The organism is Microbacterium sp. NPDC078428 (assembly GCF_044542535.1).
In the GTDB taxonomy this organism is placed as follows: Bacteria; Actinomycetota; Actinomycetes; order Actinomycetales; family Microbacteriaceae; genus Microbacterium; species Microbacterium limosum.
The window spans coordinates 753,134-775,906 of the sequence record NZ_JBITUP010000001.1 but is presented as its reverse complement, the minus strand read 5'-3'; the positions used below and the strand labels follow the sequence as shown (position 1 = coordinate 775,906).

Genomic DNA, 22,773 nt, shown 5'->3' with positions numbered 1-22,773 from the left:
AAGCCGATGGGCACGAAGCCTAGATCCTAGTAAGCGGCAGCCCGTCGATCCAATTCCGCAGCAGCCGGATGCCGGCGGCGCCGGACTTCTCGGGGTGGAACTGCGTGGCCGAGAGGGGCCCGTTCTCAACGGCCGCGAGGAACGGGGCACCGTACTCGGTCCACGTCAGCGCGGGCGACGGGAACGGCTTGGTGACCTCGAGCGTCCACCTCTGCACGCCGTAGGAGTGCACGAAGTAGAACCGCTCCTGCTCGAGCCCGGCGAAGAGCCGCGAGCCCTCGTCCGGGCGCACGGTGTTCCAGCCGATGTGGGGCAGGACGGGTGCGTCGAGCTCGGTGACCGCGCCCGGCCACTCGCCGAGGCCGGGGGTGTCCACCCCTCGTTCGACGCCGTGCTCGAACATCACCTGCATCCCCACGCAGATGCCGAGGACCGGCCGGCCGCCGGCGAGGCGGCGCTCGATCATGCGGTCGCCGCCGGATTCGAGGAGGGCGGCCATCACCGCCTGGAACGCCCCGACGCCGGGGACGACGAGCCCGTCCGCGTCGCGGACGAGTCCGGGGTCGTCGGTGAGGCGCGTGTCGGCACCCGCCGCCTCGAGGGCCTTCACCGCGGAGTGGACATTGCCCGACCCGTAGTCGAGCACCGCGACGAGAGGGCGCGGGGACGAAGGCTCGGGCCCGGATGCCTCGGCCTCGGTCACAGAGCACCCTTGGTGCTGGGAATGCCCTCGACGAGGGGATCGAGGGCCTTCGCCTGCCGGAACGCACGAGCGAAGGCCTTGTACTCGGCCTCGGCGATGTGGTGCGGGTCGCGGCCCCCGAGCACGCGGACGTGCACCGTGAGGCCGGCGTTGAAGGTGATCGCCTCGAAGGTGTGCCTGACGAGCGAGCCCGTGAAGTGCCCCCCGATGAGGTGGTGCTCGAAGCCCGCGGGCTCTCCCGTGTGCACGAGGTAAGGCCGGCCCGAGATGTCGACGACGGCCTGCGCGAGCGCCTCGTCGAGCGGCACGAGCGCGTCGCCGTACCGCGAGATGCCCGACTTGTCCCCGAGCGCGTCGCGGATCGCCTGGCCGAGCACGATCGAGATGTCCTCGACCGTGTGGTGGGCGTCGATATCGGTGTCGCCCGATGCCCGCACCGTGAGATCGGTCAGCGAGTGCTTGGCGAACGCCGTCAGCATGTGGTCGAAGAACGGGACGGAGGTGTCGATGCGGCTGCGCCCGGTCCCGTCGAGGTCGAGTTCGAGTTCGACCGTCGATTCGCTGGTGCGACGGGTGCGGGTCGCCGTGCGCGTGCTCATGACTGCGATCCTAGCGAGGCGAGGGAGTCGAGAAAGCTCGTGGTCTCCTCCTCCGTGCCCGCGCTCACGCGCAGCGTTCCCGGCAGGCCCACGTCGCGGATCAGCACCCCCCGCTCGAGCAGCGCACGCCATGTGGCCTGGGGGTCGGCGACGCCACCGAACAGCACGAAGTTGGACCAGGACTCGTAGGGCTCGTATCCGAGCGCCGAGAGCGTCGCCCCGATGCGGTCGCGCTGCGCCACGATGTCGTCGACCATCGCGAGCATCGTGTCGGCGTGCCGCAGCGCGCCGAGCGCCGCGGCCTGCGTCAGCGAGCTGAGGTGGTACGGCAGGCGGACGAGCCGCAGGGCGTCGATGAACACGGGGTCGGCGGCGAGGTATCCCACACGGGCGCCCGCGAACGCGAAGGCCTTGCTCATCGTGCGCGAGACCGCCAACCGCGGTCGCTCGTGCAGCAGCGTGAGGGCGGACCGCTGATCGCGAGGCGCGAACTCCCAGTAGGCCTCATCGACGATCACGACGCCTCGTGAGGCCTCGTAGACGGCGTCGATGACGTCGATCGGCAGGGGCGTCCCCGTCGGGTTATTCGGGGAACAGAGCAGCACGATGTCGGGATCGGCCTCGGCCACCTGCTCGGCGGCCGACTGCGGGGTGAGCGTGAAGTCGTGGGCGCGCTCCCCCGCGACCCACGTCGCCCCCGTCGCCGAGGCCAGCAGGGGGTACATCGAGTACGTGGGGGCGAACCCGAAGACGGTGCGTCCCGGCCCGCCGAAGGCCTGCATGACGTGCTGCAGCACCTCATTGGAGCCGTTCGCCGCCCACAGCTGGTCTCGCACGAGGCCGTGGCCGAGATAGTCGGCGAAGGCCTCGCGCAGCTCGACGAATTCCCGGTCGGGATAGCGGTTCACCTCGCGGAGGGCGACGGCGACCGAGTCGAGGATGTCGTCCGCGACCTCCTGCGGAACGGGATGGGTGTTCTCATTGACGTTCAGCGCGACGGGAACGCTCTCCTGCGGTGCGCCGTACGGCGTCTTTCCGCGGAGGTCGTCTCTGAGGGGCAGGTCGTCGAGGCGGGGACTCACCCCTCCCATGCTACGGCGCGTACGAGGTCGGGATCGCGATCTGCTGGCCGGCTCGCACGGTGGAGGACTCCAGCGCGTTGAGGCGGACGATCTCGTCGACCACGTCGCGGGGATCGGCGCTCGGCGCCACGTCGGCCGCGATGGCCCAGAGCGACTGGCCCGGCTCGACCGTGACCGTCTCGAAGGAGCCCGCCGACGCTGTCGTCTCACGCGACGCCAGCGCCTCGCCCGCGGCGAGCGAGCCGAACAGGATCGCCGCGGCGACGGGACCCGCCAGGAGGCCCGCCACGACTCGGCGGCCGCGGTCGGTCAGACGCAGTCGCGTGCGCGGCGCGACGCCCATCGTCGGTGCGCCCAGGGACCCGGTGGTGATGGTCGCTGTCGTCATGGGCTCCTCCTTCGTACGGCGAGCGGTGCGGGTGCGAATCTGTGTTCCGAATCTATCTTCGAATACACTCATTCGTCAACACCCCCTTCGAACATGTGTGGGGATGATCGGTCGACACGCTCGAACGAATGTGCCGATCCGCCATCGCTGTCGGATAACCTTTCGACCGTGGCGGCCGATGTGCGCACAGTCCACCAGGGGCCACCGACATTGGAGCCGCGCGGCATGAAGGAGAGCCCGATGACCACCGACCAGCCCGACGCGGAGCTCGGCGAGGACAGCCCGGAACGGCGCCGCACCCGGCGCCGCAAGAGCCTGAGCGACAAGCAGATCGCGATCCTCGAGGTCATCCAGCGCGCCATCCAGCGGCAGGGATATCCACCCAGCATGCGCGAGATCGGCGACGCCGTCGGCCTGCGCTCACTCTCGAGCGTCACGCACCAGCTCAACCAGTTGGAGCTGTCGGGCTACCTCCGCCGCGACTCCGGGAAGACGCGCGCCATCGAGGTGCTGATCGATCTTCCGGGCCTCAGCGGCGAGAATCCCGCCGACGTGGCCCCGTCGCTGGGGGATGCCGCGCTCGTCCCCCTCGTAGGACGCATCGCCGCCGGCGTCCCGATCACCGCCGATCAGCAGGTCGAGGAGATCTTCCCGCTCCCCCGTCAGCTCGTGGGCAAGGGCGACCTCTTCATGCTCAAGGTCAGCGGCGATTCCATGATCGACGCCGCGATCTGCGACGGCGACTGGGTCGTCGTGCGCTCCCAGGCGGATGCCGAGAACGGCGATATCGTCGCGGCGATGCTCGACGACGAGGCCACCGTCAAGACGTTCCGCCGCCGCGACGGCCACACGTGGCTGCTGCCCCGCAACTCCGCTTTCGAGCCGATCCTCGGTGACCACGCGAGCGTGCTCGGCAAGGTCGTCGCGGTGCTCCGTGCGGTCTGACCCCCCGGGGCCGGCGCACCGGGCACGCGTAGCCTGAAGGAATGACCACGACACTGCCCTTCGGGTCCTGGCCCTCGCCGTTGGATGCCCACGAGGTCACCCGCGGTGCGCCGCGCATCGACGGCGCCCGCTTCGTCGCCGATCGCATCTGGTGGAGCGAATCGCTGCCGGCCGAGCGCGGCCGGACGGCGATCCTGAGCGTGCCGGGAACCAGGCCGGGCGATGAACCGGAAGTGGTGCTTCCCGCGCCCTGGAGCGCGCGATCCCGGGTGCACGAGTACGGCGGCGGCGCGTGGGCGGCGCTCGGCGACGACCTCGTCTTCGTCGAGCATTCCGACCAGCGGATATACCGGCTGTCCCCCGGCGCCGGAGCGGCCCCCCGTGCGCTGACCCCCGCGGGTGACGGCCTGCGCTTCGCCGACCTGACCATCGCGGGCGGCCGTCTGCTCGCCGTGAGCGAGCGGCACGGCGAGGCCCGCGTGCCGGAGCGCGCGATCATGGAGGTCCCGCTCGACGGTTCCGCGGCGGAGGACTCCGGCCGCCTGGTGGTCCTCGCGGCGGGGCACGACTTCTTCGCCGCGCCCGCGTTGTCGCCACGGGGCGACCGCCTGGCCTTCATCGCGTGGTCCCACCCGTCCATGCCGTGGGACGCCACGACCCTCGTCGTCGCCGAGGGCGGCACGGAGCGCGTCCTCGCGGGCGGCCCCGGCGAATCCGTCCTGCAGCCGGCATGGATCGACGACGACACGCTCCTCTACACCACCGACTCCTCCGGCCGCTGGCAGCTCGTCCGGCACGATGTGGGCTCGGGAGAGGCGACCGTGCTGACGCACGGCGACGCCGACACCGGCGGCCCGCTCTGGAACCTCGGGGCACGGTGGTTCACACCGACGGGCCCGGGTCGTATCGTGGCCGCCCGCACGCAGGGTCGCGACGAGCTCATCGTCATCGACGACGAGGGCGCCCGCCCCCTCGCGACGCCGCTCAGCGCACAGATTCTCGTGCGCGACGCCGACGGCGACCGGCTCCTCGTCACCGGGGCCGGCGCGGAGGTCCCCGCCGGCCTCTGGCTCGTCGACGCCTCCGCAGGCGCATCGGCCCCCGTGCGGGTGCGCGGCGGCGACCTCGGGCGCGACCCGGCCTGGTACCCGCGGGCACGGGAGCTCACCGTCGAGGGTCCGCACGGCCCCGTGCACGCCTTCGTCTATCCGCCCACCAACCCCGGCGTCGCCGCCCCGGAGGACGAGCGGCCGCCCTATGTCGTCACCGTGCACGGCGGACCGACCGCGCACGTCGCGGGCGAGGCATCCCCCGCCGTCGCGTACTTCACGAGCCGTGGCATCGGCGTCCTCGACGTGAACTACGGCGGGTCGAGCGGCTACGGGCGCGCCTATCGTGAGCGGCTGCTCGGTCAGTGGGGCGTCGTCGACGTGGACGACGTCGTCGCCGCGGCGCGCGGGCTGGCCGAGGCCGGTCTCGCCGACCCCGATCGCCTCGCGATCAAGGGCGGATCCGCCGGCGGATGGACCGTGTTGTCGGCGCTGACGACCAGCGACGCGTTCTCAGCCGGCATCAGCCGCTACGGCGTCGCGGACCTGCGCGCCCTCGCCGCCGATACGCATGACTTCGAGGCGCGCTACCTCGACGGGCTCGTGGGCCCCCTGCCCGAGGCCGAGAGCGTCTACATCGAACGCTCCCCGCTGAGCCGCACGGATCGGCTCACGGCACCGGTCCTGCTGCTGCAGGGCGCGGACGACCCCGTCGTGCCGCCGGCGCAGTCCGAAGCCGTGCGCGACGCGCTGGCCGCCCGCGGCATCCCGCACGCCCTCGTGGTGTTCGAGGGCGAGTCCCACGGCTTCCGTCGCGCCGAGACGATCGTGACGGCGCTCGAGAGCGAACTGAGCTTCCTCGGTCAGGTCTTCGGGTTCGAAACGCCCGGCGTCCCGACGCTCCCGCTGCACTGAGCGGCGGCGCGGGTCACCGCAGGAACGGGGCGAACTCCACCGCCAGGCGTGCCGAGACGTGCGCGTGCAGCGCGGTGCCGCCCTCTTCATGACGCTCCGACACGATCAGCCCGGAGTCGTGCGCCGCAGACACGAGATCACCGCGGTCGTACGGCACGAGCGCGTGCACCTCGACGGCGGGCAGCGGCAGCGCCTCCTCCACCGCGGCCCGCAGCTCGGGGATGCCCTCGCCCGTGCGGGAGGAGACGAAGTGGGCCCCCGGCTCCAGGCCCCGCAGCACGAGGCGCTCGTCGTCGTCGAGAAGATCGGCCTTGTTGAAGACGACGATCTCGCGGATGCCGCGGGCCCCGACATCCCCCATGACGTCCCGCACCGTCGCAAGCTGGCCGGCGGGGTCGGGATGCGCCGCGTCGACGACGTGGAGGATGACGTCGGATCCGGCGACCTCCTCGAGCGTCGAACGGAACGCCTCCACGAGCTGATGAGGCAGGTTCCGCACGAAGCCGACGGTGTCGGTGAGCGTGTAGACACGGCCATCGGCCGTCTCCGAGCGGCGTACGGTCGCATCCAGCGTCGCGAAGAGCGCGTTCTCGACGAGCACTCCCGCGCGGGTGAGGCGGTTGAGAAGACTCGACTTGCCCGCGTTGGTGTATCCGGCGATCGCGACGGACGGGATCGTGTTGCGCTTGCGCTCGGCCCGCTTGGCATCGCGCGCCGGCGCGAAGTCGCGGATCTGACGACGCAGCTGAGCCATGCGGGTGCGGATGCGGCGCCGATCGAGCTCGATCTTCGTCTCACCGGGACCGCGCGAGCCCATGCCCGCGCCGCCTGCACCGACCTGGCCACCGGCCTGACGGCTCATGGACTCACCCCATCCGCGCAGACGCGGGAGGAGGTACTCGAGCTGCGCGAGCTCGACCTGCGCCTTGCCCTCCCGGCTCTTGGCGTGCTGGCTGAAGATGTCGAGGATGACGGTCGTGCGGTCGATGACCTTCACCTTCGCCACGTCCTCGAGGGCGCGGCGCTGGCTCGGCGCGAGCTCCGTGTCCACGACGATCGTGTCGGCGCCGACCGCCGCGACGAGGTCGCGCAGCTCCTCGGCCTTGCCCCGGCCGAGGTACGTCGCGGGGTCCGGATGCGGTCGCCGCTGCAGCACGCCGTCGAGGACGATCGCCCCCGCGGTCTCGCACAGCGCCGCGAGCTCGCGAAGCGAGTTCTCGGCATCCTCCTGCTCGCCCTGCGGATAGACCCCCGCCAGAACGACGTTCTCCAGGCGCAGCTGCCGGTACTCGACCTCGGTGACGTCCTCGAGCTCCGTGGAAAGACCCGGGACGCGGCGCAGCGCCTGCCGGTCCTCGAGGTCCCACTGGTCGCCGTCGTCGCCGCCTCGATCGGTGGTCCGGGTACCCTGCAGCGCCTGCGCGCCGCCGAAGACCCGCACCCCCGCGCGCGCGTCGGCGCGTGCCAGCACACGCGCGACGGCGTCGTCGGCGAGCTCCGGGGTCTCGGGGGTCTGTGGGGTGTTGTCCGTCATCTATATCCTCTCGGTGCGCGGCCGTGCCGCGCACTCGTCGTCGCCGCGGGGCAGTGCCCCTCCGCGGCGTCTGTGCACTCTAGTCTCCCGCGTCGGGCGGCAGACCCGCTACGCTCGCTCCCATGGCGAGCGACCACTACTTCTCTGCGTCCCCCGCCAGCGCCGAGAAGCTCCGTCGCATCCGTGTTCCCCTCCATGGTCGAGAGAGGGAGGTGACCACCGCCGGCGGGGTCTTCAGTCCCGACCGCCTGGATGCCGGGACCGCCGTGCTGCTGGCCAACACTCCCCCCGCCCCTCCCGGCGGGAATCTCCTGGACCTCGGCTGCGGCTGGGGCCCCGTGGCGCTGACCCTCGCCCTGCAGTCGCCGCACGCGACGATCTGGGCCGTGGACGTGAACGAGAGGGCCCTGGATCTCGTCCGACGCAACGCCGCCGAGTTGGGCCTCGACAATGTCAACGCCCGGCTGCCCGAGGATGTTCCCGACGACGTGCGCTTCCGCTCCATCCGCTCGAACCCGCCCATCCGGGTCGGCAAGAACGAACTGCACGGACTGCTCGAGCGGTGGATACCCCGGCTGGACGAACGCAGCGACGCATGGCTCGTGGTGCAGCGGAACCTCGGATCGGATTCGCTGCAGCGCTGGCTCGCCGCGACGTTCGAGAAGGGCTTCAGCGTGCACCGAGCCGCGACGGGTCGTGGCTACCGGGTGCTGAAGGTGCGCCGGCACGGCACCCCGCCCACCGCGCCGGTGGACATCGTCGGCTGACCACCCGCCCTCGCTCCGGCGGGCGAACCGCCCCGGCCGTCAGGCGAGGGCGACCTCCCCCGAGTACACCAGCGTCGCGGGGCCCGACAGCAGCACGTGCGCGCCCCCGTCGTGCGCCTGGATCCGCACGCCCAGCTCGCCGCCCGGGACCGTGACGCGCCACACGTCGGGCGCACCGGCCCCCGCCCAGTGACGCACGGCGAGCGCCGCGGCGGCGACGCCGGTCCCGCAGCTCAGGGTTTCGCCGACGCCCCGCTCGAACACCCGCATCCGGATGACGCCGACGCCCGCCTGCACGAGCGGGTCGGCGGGTACCGCAAACTCCACGTTCGCGCCGGCCGGGGGCTCCGGGTCGAGCACCGGCCGCCACGACAGATCGAGCCCGTCGAGCTCGTCGTCGCCCGGCAGCGCCACGATCACGTGAGGATTCCCGACGTCGATGCCGAGCCCGGGGCGGGCGACGACCAGCCCGCGCGCCCGGACCAGCGGTCCGTCCTCGTCCACGGTCCACGTGCCGAGATCGACCTCGAAACCGGACTCGACGCGCGTGACGAGCTTGGTTCCCGCGCGCGTGCCGATGAGGGTGCCTTCGCCGTCGATCACCGCGAGGCCCGCGTCGGCGAGGTAGCGCGCGTAGACGCGGATGCCGTTGCCGCACATCTCGGCCGCGGAGCCGTCGGCGTTGCGGTAGTCCATGAACCACTCGGCGCCGGATGCCGCGGCATCCGCCCCCTCCGCGAGCGCGGCCGATCGCACCACGCGCAGCATCCCGTCGGCCCCGATGCCGAAGCGGCGGTCGCACAGCGCGGCGACCTGGGCGTCGGAGAAGTCCAGCTGGCCGTCGGGGTCGGCGACGATGACGAAGTCGTTCCCCGTCCCGTGACCCTTCGTGAACGCGATGGTGGGCATGCTCCCAGCCTAGTTCGGCGCGGCCGCCGTCATCCGCCCCCGGATGAGCCCGCGGCGACCAGGGATGCCGCATCGGCGCCGCCCGCGGGCATCCACCGCACCGCCTCGTAGCGGCGGAACCACGACACCTGCCGACGAGCGTATCTGCGGGTGAGGGCCTGCGTCTGGGCGATCGCCTCGGCCTCCGTCAGCTCGCCCTCCCGCTGGGCGAGGGCCTGCGCGTAGCCAATCGCCCGCCGAGCCGTCGTTCCCCGTTCGAGGCCGGCGGCGCGGAGTGCGTCCACCTCGGCGGGCAGCCCCTGCTCCCACATCCGCTCGACCCGCGCGTCCAACCGCTGGACGAGGGTCGCCCGCTCCTCGTGCAGGCCCACGATCCTCGCCGGCCGCCACGCGCGCGGCTGCTCGGGAAGCGCGGCGCCGTGCGTCCGGGCGCCCTGGGCGAGAACCTCGAGCGCACGCACGATCCTCCGGCCGTTGCGCGCGTCGATCCGCGCCGCCGTGGCCGGGTCGAGCTCCCGCAGTCGGGCGAACAGGGGGCCGGGGCCGCGCTCAGCGAGTTCGGCCTCGAGCTCGCCGCGCCGCCGCTCGTCGCGCGGCGGGAACGAGAAGTCGAACAGCACGCTGGAGACGTACAGCCCCGAGCCGCCGACGAGTATCGCGTGCGCCCCGCGCGAGAGGATGCCCGAGATCGCCTCCCGGGCCGCTGCCTGATACGCCGCGACCGCGGCGTCCTCGCTCACCTCCAGCACGTCGAGAAGATGATGCGGGATGCCGCGCCGCTCGTGCACCGGGAGCTTCGCCGTGCCGATGTCCATCCCGCGGTAGAGCTGCATCGCGTCGGCGTTGACGATCTCCGCCGCCTCGCCCCGGGCGGCGAACGCCTCGGCGAGATCGAGCGAGAGCTCGCTCTTGCCCGTGCCGGTGGCCCCGACGACGGCCCAGAGTGAGGGTGCGGCGGCGGGATGTGCGATCACGCGCGGGGACGCAGGGCGGGCAGACCGAGCGAGACGGCACGCGGGGCGCCGGATGCCGAGGGCGCGGGCACCGCGCACGACTCGCTCTGCGAGCGGTCCCAGGCGTCCCCCGCGCGCGTGCGGCGGATGCGCAGCGGCGCGGCGTCCGGGGAGTCGGCCAGGAGGTGGAACGGGGCCGCGTGCGTGACGATCGCCGTCACGACGTCGCCGGGACGCGGCGTCTCGGATCCCGGCGGCACCTCGAAGTGCACGAGTCGGCTGTCTTCGGCGCGGCCCGTCAGGCGGTGGGTCGCGGCATCCTTCTTGCCCTCTCCGGTGGAGACCAGCACCTGCACCTCACGGCCGACCTGCGCGGCGTTCTCCTCCAGGCTGATGCGCTCCTGCAGCGCCACGAGTCGCTCGTAGCGCTCCTGGACGACGGCCTTCGGAACCTGATCCGGCATCGTCGCCGCGGGGGTGCCCTCGCGGATGGAGTACTGGAACGTGAACGCGCTGGCGAAACGCGCCTTCTCCACGACGCGCAGGGTGTCTTCGAAGTCCTCGTCGCTCTCTCCGGGGAAGCCGACGATGATGTCGGTGGAGATCGCCGCGTGCGGGATCTTCGAGCGCACGCGGTCGAGGATGCCGAGGAATCGCTCGCTGCGGTACGAGCGGCGCATCGCCCTCAGCACGCGGTCGCTGCCGGACTGGAGCGGCATGTGCAGCTGCGGCATGACCGCGGGGGTCTCCGCCATCGCGTCGATGACGTCGTCGGTGAACGCCGCCGGATGGGGGCTCGTGAAGCGGATGCGCTCGAGGCCGTCGATCTCGCCCGCGGCGCGCAGTAGCTTGCCGAAGGCGTGGCGGTCGCCGAACTCCACGCCGTAGGAGTTGACGTTCTGGCCGAGCAACGTCACCTCGATCGCGCCGTCGTCGACGAGGAGCTTGATCTCGCTGAGGATGTCGCCGGGCCGTCTGTCGCGCTCCTTGCCGCGCAGGCTCGGCACGATGCAGAACGTGCAGGTGTTGTTGCACCCGACGGAGATCGACACCCACCCGCTGTGCACCGCGTCGCGCTTGGTGGGAAGGGTCGAGGGGAAGACCTCGAGGGACTCGAGGATCTCGAGCTGCGCCTCGTCGTTGTGGCGCGCGCGCTCGAGGAGGTTCGGCAGCGACCCCATGTTGTGCGTGCCGAAGACGACGTCGACCCACGGCGCCTTCTCGAGCACCGTCTGCTTGTCCATCTGCGCGAGGCATCCGCCGACCGCGATCTGCATGCCTTCGCGCTTGTCCTTGCGCGACTTGAGGTGGCCAAGCGTGCCGTAGAGCTTGCCGGCGGCGTTGTCGCGCACGGCGCACGTGTTGATGATCACGACGTCGGCGTCGGTTCCCGCCTCGGCGCGCACGTACCCCGCGCTCTCGAGCGAGCCGGAGAGGCGCTCAGAGTCGTGGACGTTCATCTGGCACCCGAACGTACGCACCTCGTACGTGCGCACCGCTCCATCGGGGGCGTGCGCGGCGGGCGAGGGCGCGATGAGCGTCGGGGCGGAGGAGGGAGAGGACATGATCCATCGATTCTACGAGCGTGTGCCGCCTGCCGGTGCGGGGCGGTCGTCGGCGACGGGCCGGCTCAGCGGAATCGGGGGCCCGACGCTCCGATGCCCGCCTCGTCGAGGGCGGTGCGCGCCGCCGTCATCGCGACCGGTCCTCCGAAGCCGCGCCGGGCGAGCTGCCCGTGCAGCCGTCTCAGTGCGGCGTCGCGTTCGAGCGAGCGCATGGCGCGGACCTTCTGCCGCGCGAACTCGAGCGCTCGCTCGGCCTCGTCGTCGGGCAGGTCTGCCATCACGGCATCGACCACCTCACGGGAGATGCCCCGAGCGGTCAGCGCCTGCGCGATCGCGCGCGCACCCTGGGCCTTGCGGGAGAGGGCCCCGTGCACGAGCTGGTCGGCCAGTCGTGCATCGTCGAGATAGCCCCGGCGCTCGAAGTCGCCGACGATCCCCTCCGCCTCGTCGGCGTCGAGCTCGCGCTCCGTCAGGAGCGAGCGCGCCTCCTCGACGGAGAGCTGACGCCCGCGCAGCCTCTTCAGCAGCAGCTGCTCGGCCGCATCGATCCGCTCGGCGGCGGGTACCGGCGTCTCTTCATCCGACACGGCGTTCCAGGCCGGCCATGCCGGGGTCACTGGCGCCGCATGCGCGTCGGGGTCGCCCTCCTCCTCGTGCCACGCCGTGCTCCCGGACCCGGGGCGCCCGGGCTCCTCCCCCGAGGGGCGAACGGCGCGGGGGAAGAGCGGGACGACGGGGGCGAGACTCTCCCCGCCCCCGTCGGAGAAGCGGACCGCCATCAGGCCGGGCGCTTGACCGGCACGTCGGCGTCGACGGGGGCGAGCGCCTTGGGCACGCCGATGCCGAGCTTCTGCTTGATCTTCTGCTCGATGTCGGCGGCGACGTCGGTGTTCTTGAGCAGGAAGTTGCGCGCGTTCTCCTTGCCCTGCCCGAGCTGCTCGCCGTCGTACGTGTACCAGGCGCCCGACTTCTTCACGATCGCGTGCTCTACGCCGAAGTCGATGAGGCTGCCCTCGCGCGAGATACCGGTGCCGTAGAGGATGTCGAACTCGGCCTGCTTGAACGGCGGGGCCATCTTGTTCTTGACGACCTTGACGCGCGTGCGGTTGCCCACGGCATCCGATCCGTCCTTCAGCGTCTCGATGCGACGGATGTCGAGGCGGACGGACGCGTAGAACTTGAGCGCCTTACCGCCGGCCGTGGTCTCGGGGGAGCCGAAGAACACGCCGATCTTCTCGCGGAGCTGGTTGATGAAGATCATCGTGGTGCCGGTCTGGTTGAGCCCACCGGTGAGCTTGCGCAGCGCCTGCGACATCAGTCGCGCCTGCAGACCCACGTGGGAGTCGCCCATCTCGCCCTCGATCTCGGCCCGCGGCACGAGGGCGGCCACGGAGTCGATCACGATGAGGTCGATCGAGCCCGAGCGGATGAGCATGTCGGCGATCTCGAGCGCCTGCTCACCGGTATCGGGCTGGGAGACCAGCAGCTGGTCGATGTCGACGCCGAGCTTGCGTGCGTACTCCGGGTCGAGCGCGTGCTCGGCGTCGATGAACGCGGCGATGCCGCCGGCACGCTGCGCATTGGCGATGGCGTGCAGCGTCAGGGTCGTCTTGCCCGACGACTCCGGACCGTAGATCTCGATGATGCGCCCTCGGGGCAGGCCGCCCACGCCGAGCGCGACGTCCAGGGCGATGGAGCCGGTCTGGATGACCTCCACGGGTGCCCGATCGTCGCTGCCCAGCCGCATGACCGAGCCCTTCCCGAACTGCCGGTCGATCTGAGCGAGGGCCGATTCGAGGGCCTTCTCGCGGTCGGCGGGTGTGGGCATGGGGTGCTCCTTCTGATCTCGCATTCCGGTCGCCTGCAGGCTGTCGTCGCCCGCGGATCGAGCGATCCGCCGCCGTTCGACAAGGCGTTGGGTGAGTGGGTTCCCCACGCTAGATCCGGCCTCCGACATTGCCGACGGACGCGGGATGCACCGGGGAGAGCACCCTCTCCTATCCCATGTGAAGGAGCGTACGCCCGACCGGACATATCTTCGAGGATTGCGCCGCGTGTCGCGCGCGGACATCGAATCCGCGGCCGGAGCGGCCGTGGGTGCGATCGCGCTCAGCGCGGATCGAGCGCCCCGGCCATGTCGCGGAGGAATTTCGCGATCGTCGCCAGCTCCGGCTTGCTGTACTCACGCGCGATGCGTCCCATCGTCTCCAGGTGCTCGCCGAAGTGCGTGAAGAAGGTTCGCCGGGAGTGCTCCGTCAGGACGACGATGCGCGCCCGGCCGTCGCTCGGGTGCGGCCGGCGCTCGACGTGGCCGGCGAGCTCGAGCCTGTCCAGCAGCTTCGACGTCGACGCGGTCGAGATGCGCAGGTGCCGTGCGAGGTCGTGCGGGCTCACGATCTCCCCGCGCGACTCCCGCTCGACCATCATCCGCAGCGCGCGGAGGTCGGTCTGGTTCATGTCCATGCCCTCGCCCATGGCTCCGTGCATCCGATCGAGCGCGTCGCCCAGCCCCCGGAGGGCGCGCAGGACCGCGAGAATGCTCTCGTCGCGCTCTCTCACGGTCGCGTGGACACCCCCTGCCCTCATGTGTATCATCGGCAACACGAATTAGCTAGCTAAACTAGCAAACGGGATGGAGCGGACACCATGGCGGACCTCGAACTGGTCGTCCTTCTCGACGACGAAGGCAACGAGATCGGCACCGCTCCGAAGTCCAGTGTGCACGGAACGGACACGGCGCTGCACCTCGCATTCTCGTGCCACGTCCAGGACGACGCGGGACGGATCCTCGTCACGCGCCGAGCGTTGGAGAAGCGGGCATGGCCCGGCGTGTGGACCAATTCCTTCTGCGGGCACCCCCGCCCGGCGGAGCCCCTCCTCCACGCGGTGCGGCGCCGCGCCGAGCAGGAGCTGGGCATCTCCGTCGAGGACATCGAGCTCGCACTGCCGCTTTTCCGCTATCGCGCGACGGATGCCGGCGGCATCGTGGAGCACGAGATCTGCCCCGTGTACACCGCCCGCACGCGGGACGAGCTCCGACCCGATCCCCGCGAGGTGCTCGACGCCACGTGGGTGGATCCGGGCGATCTCGCCGCGTCGCTGCGGGCCACCCCGTGGGCCTTCAGCCCGTGGCTGGTGCTGCAGGCCCAGCAGCTCGAGCTCTTCCGCTCCCCTCCCGCGCTCGCGGGGCGACGCGCATCATGACCCCCCTCTCACCCTCCTTCCTCGGCTCGCGTCGTGCGGAGGTCGACGGCGCGGTCGACCTCGCCGTGGCCCGCATCGAGCGGCGCATGCAGCCTTTCGGGGGCGCCTTCGCCGACCTCGGCGCCGCGATGCGCCGCGCCACGAAGGGCGGCAAGCGCTTCCGGCCGACCCTCGTCGTGGCGACCTTCGACGCGCTCGGCGGCGTCGAGGCCGACGCCCCCGCGCTCTACCCCGTCGCCGCCTCGTTCGAGCTGCTGCACGCGGCGTTCCTCATGCACGACGACATCCTCGATCACGACACGCTCCGCCGCGGCGTCCCGAACGTCTCGGGCGAGTTCCGCGCCTATGCCGAGGACCACGGCGCGGATGCCGCGGGCTCGGCGCTGCTCGGCGACGCCGCCGGCCTGCTCGCGGGAGACCTGCTCCTGCACGAGTCCCAGCGGCTGATCGCCCTCGCCCCCACGCCGGAGGGGGCGAGGGAGCGCCTGCTGAACCTGCTCGACGAGGCGGTTCTCGTCTCGGCGGCCGGCGAGCTCGCCGACATCGCGAACTCGCTCCGCGAGGACGCGCCCGAGGCGGCCGCCATCCTCGCCGCGACCCACGACAAGACCGCGGTCTACTCGTTCGCGGCGCCGCTGCGAGCTGGCGCGGTGCTCGCGGGCGCCGACGAGAGCACCGAGTCCGACCTCGCCCGCTACGGCAGCCGGCTGGGCCTCGCGTTCCAGCTGGTGGACGATCTCATCGGAGCGTTCGGCACGTCCGAGCAGGCCGGGAAGCCGGAGGGCGCCGACCTGCGCGAGGCGAAGCAGACCGCTCTCATCGCGCTCGCTCGGGCGACGACCGCGTGGCCCGACGTGCGGACGGCCCTCGCGGAGGCGCACACGGGTCCCATCGCGGTCCGGCGCGCCCAGTCGGCCCTGGACGCCAGCGGTGCGCGCGCGGCCCTCGAGCAGCTCGTCCAGCAGTCCCTCTCCGACGCCCGCGCCGTGCTGCGCGACGCGGAGCTCCCCCTTCCCGCCCGTGATCTTCTCGGCGCCCTCGCCGATGCCGTGGAGGCCCGCGTCCCGTGAACACCCCGACACCGTCCCGCTCCCGCACGGGCCGTACCGGACTGGACCTGTACGACCGCACGGCGGCGGCCGCCGCCGAGACGGTCATCGCCCGCTACTCCACCTCGTTCGGGCTCGCGAGCCGCCTGCTCGGACCCCGGGTGCGCGGCCACGTGCGCGCCGTGTACGCGCTCGTGCGCATCGCCGACGAGGTCGTCGACGGGCCGGCCCGCGACGCCGGCCTCGATCCCGAGCAGGAGCGCCGGGAGCTCGACGCCCTCGAGGAGCAGACGCTCGCGGCCATCGCCTCGGGCTTCAGCTCGAACCTCGTCGTCCACGCCTTCGCCCGCACGGCGCGCGCCTGCGCGATCGGCGAGGAGCTCGTGCGCCCCTTCTTCGCGTCCATGCGCACGGACCTCGAGGTGAGGACCCACGATGCCGACTCCCACGAGGCCTACGTCTACGGATCCGCGGAGGTGGTGGGCCTGATGTGCCTGCAGGCCTTCGTCAACGCCGACTCCCCCCGGCCGGGCCCCGCGCCGCAACGGCTCGTCACGGGCGCCCGGCGCCTGGGAGCCGCCTTCCAGGACGTGAACTTCCTGCGCGACGAGGGCGCCGACCGCGGCGACCTCGGTCGCGACTACCTCGGCATCCGGGGCGCCGCGGGCCGTGCCGCCGTGCTGGATCGCATCGACTCCGATCTGGATGCCGCGGCCGACGTCATCCCGCTCCTCCCGCCCGACTGCAGGCGCGCCGTGACGGCGGCGCACGATCTGTTCGCGGAGCTGAGCGCGCGGCTGCGCAGGGCCCGTCCCGAGGACGGACGCGTGCGCGTGCCGGATGCCGTGAAGGTCGCGCTGTTCGCCCGAGCCGGTCTCGGCATGGCACCGGCGCGCATGGCGGGAGGCCGGTCGTGACCCGCCGCGTGGCCGTCATCGGCGGCGGCGTCGCGGGACTCGCGACGGCGGCGCTGCTGGCGCACCGCGGCGACGAGGTCACCGTCTTCGAGGCCCGTGACGAGGTCGGAGGGCGGGCGGGCTCGTGGCAGCACGAGGGCTTCCGCTTCGACACCGGCCCCAGCTGGTTCCTCATGCCCGAGGTGTTCGAGCACTACTTCCGGCTCCTGGGCACCAGCATGGCGGAGCAGCTCGATCTCGTGCGCCTGGATCCCGCGTACCGCATGTACACCGAGGGCGACCCCGACGGCCTCGACGTGCACAGCGGCACGGATGCCGCGGCATCCCTCTTCGAGAGCGTCGAGCCGGGGTCGGGGCGGCGCCTGCGCGCCTACCTCGACTCGGCCCGCGACGCCTACGACCTCGCCGTCTCCCGATTCCTCTACGACCCGTATGAGAACCTGCGGGGGTTGACCCATCGCGACCTGCTGCGACGCCTTCCGCGGCTCGCGGGCCTGCTCACGCGCCCGCTCCACACGCACATCCGTCGCCGCTTCCGCGACCCCCGGCTGCAGCGCCTGCTGGGGTATCCCGCCGTCTTCCTCGGCGGCTCGCCGTTCGAGGTGCCGAGCCTCTACCACCTCATGAGCCACCTCGACCTCGGCGATCGCGTGCTGTATCCGCAGGGGGGCTTCACCGTGCTCATCGAGCGCATCGCCGCCCTGGCCCGCGAGCGCGGCGTCGTCATCCGCACGGGGGCCGAGGTCGTCGCGATAGAGACCGAGGGCGCCGTGGCGACGGGGGTGCGGGTGCGGGATGCCGCGGGCACCGCCTCGGTGCACGAGGCGGACGTCGTGGTCGGCGCGGGCGACCTGCACCACACCGAGACCGCGCTGCTCCCCGAAGCCCTGCAGACCTATCCCGAGCGATGGTGGAGAAGACGCACCCCGAGCCCCGGCGCGCTCCTGATCCTCCTCGGCGTGCGCGGCGAGCTGCCCGAGCTCGCGCACCACACGCTCCTGTTCGCCGATGATTGGCGCGGCAACTTCGGTGCGATCTTCTCCGACAGCCCCCGGGTGCCCGACCCGGCCTCCGTGTACGTGTGCCGCCCGAGCGCCACCGACTCCACCGTCGCCCCCGAGGGGCACGAGAACCTCTTCGTGCTCGTCCCGATGCCCGCCGACGCCCGGATCGGGCGTGGCGGCGTCGACGGGGCGGGCGACCCCGCCGTCGAGCGCGCGGCCGATCGCATGATCGCGCAGATCGCGGCCTGGAGCGGCGCGCACGACCTGGCCGAGCGCATCGTCGTGCGTCGCACGATCGCCCCCGGCGACTTCGCCGCCGACCTCCGCACGTGGCGGGGCAACGCGCTCGGCCTCTCGCACACGCTCGCGCAGAGCGCCCTGTTCCGCCCGAAGAACGCCTCGCGCAAGGTCTCCGGGCTCTACTACGCCGGCGCCGACGTGCTCCCCGGCATCGGCCTGCCGATGTGCCTCATCTCGGCCGAGCTCGTGGCGAAGCGCCTGTCGGGGGACGTGTCCGCGGCGCGCCTGCCGGAGCCCGCGCCCGCGCCCGCGACGGAGCGGGGATAGCGTGCCGGGAGGGTATCTGCTCGCGATCCTCGTCTCCTTCGTCGGCATCCTGCTGATCGATCTGCGCGCCGGGCTCGTCGTCCGGCGCGCGCCCCGGCGGGCCCTGGCCGTCACGGGCATCGGCGTGGCGTTCTTCCTCGCCTGGGATGCCGTGGGCATCCTCACCGGCGTCTTCGTCAAGGGCGACAGCCCCCTCTACGCAGGCGTGACGATCGCGCCGGAGCTTCCGCTGGAGGAGGTCTTCTTCCTCGCCTTCCTCTGCTATCTGGCCCTGGTCGCGTGGGCGGCGGGCCGGCGCGTGCAGGAGGGCTCGCGACGCCGCCGGGGGCGGGGCGGGGAGGGCCCGTGACCTATCCGCTCATCGTCCTGCCGTTCCTCCTCGTCGCGGCAGCGGTGACGCTCGCGACGATCCGTCGGCCGCACTTCGGCCGGCGCATGGGAGCCTCCGCGATCGCCGCCGTCCTCCTGCTGGCCCTGACCGCCGTGTTCGACAACGTCATGATCGCCGTCGGCCTCTTCACCTACCCCGCCGAGCATCTCAGCGGCCTCCGGATCGGGCTCGCCCCCCTCGAGGACTTCTCCTACCCGCTCGCGGCGGCATTCCTCGTGCCCGCCGTGTGGACGCTGCTCTCCGGCCGCGAGGAGGCCCCGTGACACCCCCCGCTCCCCTGACCGCGGGACGGATCCTGCGGGAGCTCGTCGTCTCCTCCCGCCCCGTGTCGTGGATCAACACGGCGTACCCCTTCGCGGCCGCCTACCTGCTCACGGTGCGCGAGATCGATCTCGTCCTCGTCGTCGGATTCCTGTTCTTCCTCGTGCCCTACAACCTCGCGATGTACGGCATCAACGACGTCTTCGACTACGAATCGGACCTGCGCAATCCGCGCAAGGGCGGCGCCCACGGCGCCGTGCTCGACCGGCGGATGCACCGCATCACGCTGTGGGCGGCGGGACTGACCTGCGCGCCGTTCGTCGTCTTCCTCACGGTCGTCGGCCCGCCGGCGTCGTGGATCGTGCTGGCGGCCAGCCTGTTCTTCGTCGTCTTCTACTCCGCGCCGCCGCTGCGGCTGAAGGAGCGGCCCTTCGCCGATTCGATCACGAGCAGCATCCACTTCTTCTCCCCCGCGGTGTACGGCCTGGTGCTCGCCGGCGCCGCCTGGACGCCCCAGCTGGTCGCGATCGTCGCGGCGTTCGCGCTGTGGGGCGTCGCCTCGCACGCCTTCGGCGCCGTGCAGGACGTCGTCGCCGACCGCGAGGCGGGGATCGCCTCGATCGCGACCGCACGCGGCGCCGCGTGGACGGTCCGGTTCGCCCTCGTCTGCTACGCCGCCGCCGGCCTCGTCATGCTGGCCGCGACGTGGCCCGGTCCGCTCGCGGGGCTGCTCGTCGTGCCCTATCTCGTCGCGGTCTGGCCCTACCGCAGCATCCCCGATGCGTCGGCGGACGCCGCGACGCGCGGGTGGCGGGCCTTCCTGTGGCTCAATCAGCTCGCCGGCTTCGGGGTGACGCTCCTGCTGATCTGGTGGTGGATCCTCACGGCGTGAGCCGCGGCATCCGCGATGCCTGCCGCCGCCGGTCGAGCCGCGGCATCCGCACGCGGAAACGGGGCAGGTCCTGCACCGTGGGGCGGGTTCTTCCCTGCCCCACGGCGCGAAACCTGCCCGGATGCCGCGGGCGCCGCGCCCTACTGCGAGTCGGTCAGCGCGATCAGGCGCTCGAGCGCCGCGGTCAGGCGGGCATCGGCCTCGCCGTACGCGGTCCAGTCGCCCGCCTGCAGCGCCGCCTGGCGCTGCATCATCGCCGCATTGGCCTCCTGCAGGAGCGCGTCGATCTCGACATTGACGGTGCCGCCGCCGGTGCCGCCGTCGCCCGCGTCCCCGTCGCCGGGCGCCGCGGTCTCCCCGGGCGTCGGCTCGACCTCGCCGTCGCCGGCGTCGGCGCCCGAGTCGCCGCCGAAGAGGGTGTTGAGGGCCTCGTCGAGGGTGTCCTCGAAGGCGATCTCGTCACCGAACGCGACGAGCACCTTCTGCAGCGTGGGCAGCTGCGTGCCGCCCGAGGACTGCACGAAGACCGGCTGGACGTACAGGAAGCCGCCTCCCACCGGGAGCGTGAGCAGGTTGCCGTTGAGCACCTCCGACTGTCCTTGACGCAGCAGGTTGATCTGGCCGGAGATCACCGGATCGGCGTCGAAGGTGTTCTGCACCTGGCCGGGACCCGGCACCGTCGTGTCGGCGCTGATCTCGAGCATCCGCAGCTTCCCATAGTCCTCCGCGACCGTCCCCGCGTCGCCGCCGGCGTCGGAGTCCACGGCGAGATAGCCGGTGAGGATGTTGCGCGAGGCCGTTCCGGTTCCCGGCGGGATGAAGGTCGTGAACATCGAGAAGGTCGGCTCCTCCTGTCCCGGCATCTGCATGGAGAGGTAGTACGGCGGCTGCAGGCGCGAGGAGTCCTGCGGGTCGTTCGGCGTGGCCCATGCGTTGTCGCGCTGGTAGAACGAGCGCGCGTCGTCGACGTGGTACTGGCCGAGCATCGCCCGCTGCACCTTGAACAGGTCGGTGGGATAGCGGACGTGGCTCATGAGCTCGCCCGACATCTCGCTGATCGGCTCGATCGTCGCCGGGTAGATGTTCTGCCACGCCTGGAGCACCGGGTCCTCGGGGTCCCACGCGTAGAGCGTGACGGACCCGTCGTACGCGTCCACGGTGGCCTTGACCGAGTTGCGGATGTAGTTGATGTCGTCGATCGCGAACGTCGGCGACGGGTTCGCGGAATCCGCGATCGCCTGCGAGAGGCTGACGGTGCGCGAATACGGGAACGTCGAGGCCGTCGTGTATCCGTCGAGGACCCAGACGATCCGGCCGTCGACGACCGTCGGATACGGATCGGCGTCGAGGTCCAGGTACGGGGCGACCTTGGACACCCGGGTGTACGGGTCGCGGTCGTAGAGGATCTGCGAGTCGGGGTTGACGTAGTCCGAGAGCAGGATGTCGGTCGACTGGAACTTCATCGCGTAGATCAGCTGGTGGAAGAGGTTGCCGATCTTCGGCCCGCCGTCGCCCGTGAAGGTCGTCTTGGTCTCGTTCGCGCCCTCCTCCCCGCGCGGGTAGTCGAGCTCGACCGGCTCGGAGCCCTCGGGGGCGCCCACGATCGAGTACAGCGGCGAGTTCTCGCCGAAGTACACCCGGGGCTGGAAGTCGGGGTTCTCGCTCAGGAAGCCCGTGGTGGGGATCCCCTGCTCGAGGAAGACGGGGTTCCCGTCGGTCGTGCGCTGGTTGCCCGCCGCGACGACCAGGCCGTAGCCGTGGGTGTAGACGACGGTGCGGTTCTGCCACGTCGCCGCGTCGCCGAGCGCCTCGAGGTCGAGCTCGCGCACCGAGACCACGGTGTCCTGGGACTGGCCGTCGATCTCGTACCGGTCGACGTCGAGCACCTCGGTGAACTGGTAGTAGGCGCGGAACTGCTCGAGCTGGCGCACCGTGGGGCCGATGATCGCCGGGTCCATGATGCGGATGGATGCCGTGGTCTCCGCGTCCGCACGCAGGGCGCCCGGCGTGGCGTCGGTGACGGCCGTGGTCTCGGTCTTCTCGAGGCCGTCGATGCCGTAGGCGTTCTTGGTCATCTCGAGGTTGCGCTCGATGTACTGGCTCTCGAGGGTGAACTGGTTCGGCGCGACCTGGAAGCGGTCGACGACCCACGGGTAGCCCACTCCGACGACGATCGCCGAGACGACGAGGAGCGCCGTCCCGATGAGGGGGAACCGCCACCGGCCGATGACCGCCGTCACGAAGAACAGCAGCGCCACGAGGGCGGCGATGCCGGCGAGGATGGCCTGCCCGGGGATGACGGCGTTGACGCCCGTGTACCCGGGGCCGGTGATGAGGTCGCCCGTCTCGGTGAGCGTCTTGTAGCGGTCGAGCCAGAGGCTGGCGGCCTGGACCAGGAGATACACGCCCGCGAGCACGGCGAGCTGGATGCGCGCGGCCTTCGAGATGCGCAGCTCCCAGCGACCGCCGTCGCGCGCACCCGCGCGCACCGAGCCGTAGAGGTACGACACGACGCCGGTGAGCAGGAGGCAGATCAGCAGGACCGCCGAGACGAAGCCGAGCAGGGCGCTGTAGAAGGGCATCGCGAACAGGTAGAAGCCGGTGTCGAGGCCGAACTCCGGGTCGGCCATGTCGGTCGTCACGCCGTTGACCCACAGCCACGCGGTCTCCCACTGGGTGGAGGCGGTGAAGCCGGCGAAGAAGCCGAAGAAGACCGGGATGCCCCACATGGCGAGGCGTCGGAGGGGCTCGACGACCTCCTGGTAGCGGTCCAACTGGCTCGACAGCCGGGCGTAGACGGGCCTCAGACGGTAGGCGAGCTGGATGGTCAGCCAGACGGGGACCGCCATCGCGAAGAACCCGATGAGGAACATGGACGCGCCGGCGATCCACTGCGTCACCAGCACCGAGTCGAAACCGAGCTGGCGGTACCAGAGCCAATCCGAGTACAGCGACGCGAAAAGGAAGAACCCGATGAGCAGGGCGGCGACGATCGCGAGCGATATCGCCACGACGCGTCGGGAGGTGCGAGGGGCCGCCGGCTTCGGCGCAGAAGTCGTGGTCACCATTCCATCCTAGG

General features: G+C 71.7%; 22 protein-coding genes. 10 read left to right on the top strand and 12 right to left on the bottom strand.

Features of this window, described 5'->3' with window-relative positions:
• Positions 1-19: 19 nt before the first annotated feature.
• Genes hisH through ACIGCK_RS03635 form a run of 4 tightly spaced genes read right to left on the bottom strand, consistent with a single transcriptional unit; the run spans position 20 to position 2,772 of the window.
• A complete protein-coding gene (gene hisH, locus ACIGCK_RS03650; protein ID WP_330171422.1) occupies positions 20-703 on the bottom strand; it encodes an imidazole glycerol phosphate synthase subunit HisH in 684 nt (227 codons plus the stop codon).
• Positions 700-1,302: an imidazoleglycerol-phosphate dehydratase HisB gene (gene hisB, locus ACIGCK_RS03645; protein ID WP_396663834.1), complete on the bottom strand. Its 603-nt coding sequence runs from the start codon at positions 1,300-1,302 to the stop codon at positions 700-702. The genes hisH and hisB overlap by 4 nt, the downstream gene beginning before the upstream one ends.
• Positions 1,299-2,393 (bottom strand): histidinol-phosphate transaminase, encoded by a 1,095-nt coding sequence (locus ACIGCK_RS03640; protein WP_330171420.1) that lies wholly within the window; start codon positions 2,391-2,393, stop codon positions 1,299-1,301. The genes hisB and ACIGCK_RS03640 overlap by 4 nt, the downstream gene beginning before the upstream one ends.
• A 1-nt stretch (position 2,394) precedes the next feature.
• Positions 2,395-2,772: a LysM peptidoglycan-binding domain-containing protein gene (locus tag ACIGCK_RS03635; RefSeq protein WP_330171419.1), complete on the bottom strand. Its 378-nt coding sequence runs from the start codon at positions 2,770-2,772 to the stop codon at positions 2,395-2,397.
• Between the two features lie 240 nt (positions 2,773-3,012).
• Here ACIGCK_RS03635 and lexA point away from each other — a divergent pair, with 240 nt between their 5' ends.
• Positions 3,013-3,717, top strand: coding sequence for a transcriptional repressor LexA (gene lexA, locus ACIGCK_RS03630; protein ID WP_330171418.1), 705 nt, complete (start codon positions 3,013-3,015; stop codon positions 3,715-3,717).
• A gap of 41 nt (positions 3,718-3,758) precedes the next feature.
• Positions 3,759-5,681 carry a S9 family peptidase gene (locus ACIGCK_RS03625; RefSeq protein ID WP_396663831.1) on the top strand — a complete coding sequence of 641 codons (1,923 nt, stop codon included), beginning with the start codon at positions 3,759-3,761 and terminating at the stop codon, positions 5,679-5,681.
• Positions 5,682-5,694: 13 nt separating this feature from the next.
• On the opposite strand, the gene hflX is transcribed toward ACIGCK_RS03625, so the two are convergent.
• Complete coding sequence (gene hflX / locus ACIGCK_RS03620; protein ID WP_330171416.1) at positions 5,695-7,215, bottom strand: GTPase HflX; 1,521 nt, start codon at positions 7,213-7,215, stop codon at positions 5,695-5,697.
• A 122-nt stretch (positions 7,216-7,337) separates the two neighbouring features.
• Here hflX and ACIGCK_RS03615 point away from each other — a divergent pair, with 122 nt between their 5' ends.
• Complete coding sequence (locus tag ACIGCK_RS03615; protein ID WP_330171415.1) at positions 7,338-7,982, top strand: methyltransferase; 645 nt, start codon at positions 7,338-7,340, stop codon at positions 7,980-7,982.
• Between the two features lie 39 nt (positions 7,983-8,021).
• Here ACIGCK_RS03615 and dapF read toward each other — a convergent pair whose 3' ends face one another.
• From dapF to ACIGCK_RS03585, 6 genes are all read right to left on the bottom strand, one after another.
• On the bottom strand, positions 8,022-8,891 hold the full coding sequence (gene dapF, locus ACIGCK_RS03610) for a diaminopimelate epimerase (RefSeq protein WP_396663829.1): 870 nt from the start codon (positions 8,889-8,891) through the stop codon (positions 8,022-8,024).
• 29 nt (positions 8,892-8,920) lie between these two features.
• A complete protein-coding gene (gene miaA, locus ACIGCK_RS03605) occupies positions 8,921-9,862 on the bottom strand; it encodes a tRNA (adenosine(37)-N6)-dimethylallyltransferase MiaA (RefSeq protein WP_396664013.1) in 942 nt (313 codons plus the stop codon).
• Entirely contained in the window at positions 9,862-11,409 is a 1,548-nt protein-coding gene (gene miaB / locus ACIGCK_RS03600) for a tRNA (N6-isopentenyl adenosine(37)-C2)-methylthiotransferase MiaB (protein WP_330171413.1), read from the bottom strand. The genes miaA and miaB overlap by 1 nt, the downstream gene beginning before the upstream one ends.
• A 65-nt stretch (positions 11,410-11,474) precedes the next feature.
• Entirely contained in the window at positions 11,475-12,188 is a 714-nt protein-coding gene (locus ACIGCK_RS03595; protein ID WP_396663827.1) for a regulatory protein RecX, read from the bottom strand.
• Positions 12,188-13,237, bottom strand: coding sequence for a recombinase RecA (gene recA / locus ACIGCK_RS03590; protein ID WP_330171411.1), 1,050 nt, complete (start codon positions 13,235-13,237; stop codon positions 12,188-12,190). Before recA ends, ACIGCK_RS03595 begins: the two co-directional genes overlap by 1 nt.
• Positions 13,238-13,518: 281 nt before the next feature.
• Positions 13,519-13,995 carry a MarR family winged helix-turn-helix transcriptional regulator gene (locus tag ACIGCK_RS03585; RefSeq protein ID WP_396663825.1) on the bottom strand — a complete coding sequence of 159 codons (477 nt, stop codon included), beginning with the start codon at positions 13,993-13,995 and terminating at the stop codon, positions 13,519-13,521.
• Positions 13,996-14,055: 60 nt separating this feature from the next.
• On the opposite strand from ACIGCK_RS03585, the gene idi reads away from it, so the two are divergent.
• The 7 genes from idi to ACIGCK_RS03550 are packed head-to-tail and all read left to right on the top strand — an operon-like array spanning position 14,056 to position 19,694.
• Positions 14,056-14,613 carry an isopentenyl-diphosphate Delta-isomerase gene (gene idi, locus ACIGCK_RS03580; protein ID WP_330171409.1) on the top strand — a complete coding sequence of 186 codons (558 nt, stop codon included), beginning with the start codon at positions 14,056-14,058 and terminating at the stop codon, positions 14,611-14,613.
• Entirely contained in the window at positions 14,610-15,683 is a 1,074-nt protein-coding gene (locus tag ACIGCK_RS03575) for a polyprenyl synthetase family protein (protein ID WP_396663823.1), read from the top strand. The genes idi and ACIGCK_RS03575 overlap by 4 nt, the downstream gene beginning before the upstream one ends.
• Positions 15,680-16,579, top strand: a complete 900-nt coding sequence (locus ACIGCK_RS03570; RefSeq protein ID WP_396663821.1) for a phytoene/squalene synthase family protein — start codon at positions 15,680-15,682, stop codon at positions 16,577-16,579. The genes ACIGCK_RS03575 and ACIGCK_RS03570 overlap by 4 nt, the downstream gene beginning before the upstream one ends.
• Positions 16,576-18,150: a phytoene desaturase family protein gene (crtI, locus tag ACIGCK_RS03565; RefSeq protein ID WP_396663819.1), complete on the top strand. Its 1,575-nt coding sequence runs from the start codon at positions 16,576-16,578 to the stop codon at positions 18,148-18,150. The genes ACIGCK_RS03570 and crtI overlap by 4 nt, the downstream gene beginning before the upstream one ends.
• Position 18,151: 1 nt before the next feature.
• A complete protein-coding gene (locus ACIGCK_RS03560) occupies positions 18,152-18,499 on the top strand; it encodes a lycopene cyclase domain-containing protein (protein WP_396663817.1) in 348 nt (115 codons plus the stop codon).
• On the top strand, positions 18,496-18,804 hold the full coding sequence (locus ACIGCK_RS03555) for a lycopene cyclase domain-containing protein (RefSeq protein WP_330171404.1): 309 nt from the start codon (positions 18,496-18,498) through the stop codon (positions 18,802-18,804). Before ACIGCK_RS03560 ends, ACIGCK_RS03555 begins: the two co-directional genes overlap by 4 nt.
• Entirely contained in the window at positions 18,801-19,694 is an 894-nt protein-coding gene (locus tag ACIGCK_RS03550; protein ID WP_330171403.1) for a prenyltransferase, read from the top strand. The genes ACIGCK_RS03555 and ACIGCK_RS03550 overlap by 4 nt, the downstream gene beginning before the upstream one ends.
• Before the next feature lie 140 nt (positions 19,695-19,834).
• Here the strand turns inward: ACIGCK_RS03550 and ACIGCK_RS03545 are convergent, their stop codons facing one another.
• Positions 19,835-22,762 carry a UPF0182 family protein gene (locus tag ACIGCK_RS03545; protein ID WP_396663815.1) on the bottom strand — a complete coding sequence of 976 codons (2,928 nt, stop codon included), beginning with the start codon at positions 22,760-22,762 and terminating at the stop codon, positions 19,835-19,837.
• Positions 22,763-22,773: the final 11 nt, after the last annotated feature.

What these genes read in the sequence shown, in the direction of transcription:
- idi (WP_330171409.1), top strand. Translation starts at nt 14,056, where the DNA reads ATGGCGGACCTCGAACTGGTCGTCCTTCTCGACGACGAAGGCAACGAG.
- ACIGCK_RS03625 (WP_396663831.1), top strand. Translation starts at nt 3,759, where the DNA reads ATGACCACGACACTGCCCTTCGGGTCCTGGCCCTCGCCGTTGGATGCC.
- miaB (WP_330171413.1), bottom strand. Translation starts at nt 11,409, where the DNA reads ATGTCCTCTCCCTCCTCCGCCCCGACGCTCATCGCGCCCTCGCCCGCC.
- recA (WP_330171411.1), bottom strand. Translation starts at nt 13,237, where the DNA reads ATGCCCACACCCGCCGACCGCGAGAAGGCCCTCGAATCGGCCCTCGCT.
- hisB (WP_396663834.1), bottom strand. Translation starts at nt 1,302, where the DNA reads ATGAGCACGCGCACGGCGACCCGCACCCGTCGCACCAGCGAATCGACG.
- dapF (WP_396663829.1), bottom strand. Translation starts at nt 8,891, where the DNA reads ATGCCCACCATCGCGTTCACGAAGGGTCACGGGACGGGGAACGACTTC.
- ACIGCK_RS03615 (WP_330171415.1), top strand. Translation starts at nt 7,338, where the DNA reads ATGGCGAGCGACCACTACTTCTCTGCGTCCCCCGCCAGCGCCGAGAAG.
- ACIGCK_RS03575 (WP_396663823.1), top strand. Translation starts at nt 14,610, where the DNA reads ATGACCCCCCTCTCACCCTCCTTCCTCGGCTCGCGTCGTGCGGAGGTC.
- ACIGCK_RS03585 (WP_396663825.1), bottom strand. Translation starts at nt 13,995, where the DNA reads ATGAGGGCAGGGGGTGTCCACGCGACCGTGAGAGAGCGCGACGAGAGC.
- hflX (WP_330171416.1), bottom strand. Translation starts at nt 7,215, where the DNA reads ATGACGGACAACACCCCACAGACCCCCGAGACCCCGGAGCTCGCCGAC.
- ACIGCK_RS03545 (WP_396663815.1), bottom strand. Translation starts at nt 22,762, where the DNA reads ATGGTGACCACGACTTCTGCGCCGAAGCCGGCGGCCCCTCGCACCTCC.
- ACIGCK_RS03640 (WP_330171420.1), bottom strand. Translation starts at nt 2,393, where the DNA reads ATGGGAGGGGTGAGTCCCCGCCTCGACGACCTGCCCCTCAGAGACGAC.
- lexA (WP_330171418.1), top strand. Translation starts at nt 3,013, where the DNA reads ATGACCACCGACCAGCCCGACGCGGAGCTCGGCGAGGACAGCCCGGAA.
- ACIGCK_RS03635 (WP_330171419.1), bottom strand. Translation starts at nt 2,772, where the DNA reads ATGACGACAGCGACCATCACCACCGGGTCCCTGGGCGCACCGACGATG.
- ACIGCK_RS03595 (WP_396663827.1), bottom strand. Translation starts at nt 12,188, where the DNA reads ATGGCGGTCCGCTTCTCCGACGGGGGCGGGGAGAGTCTCGCCCCCGTC.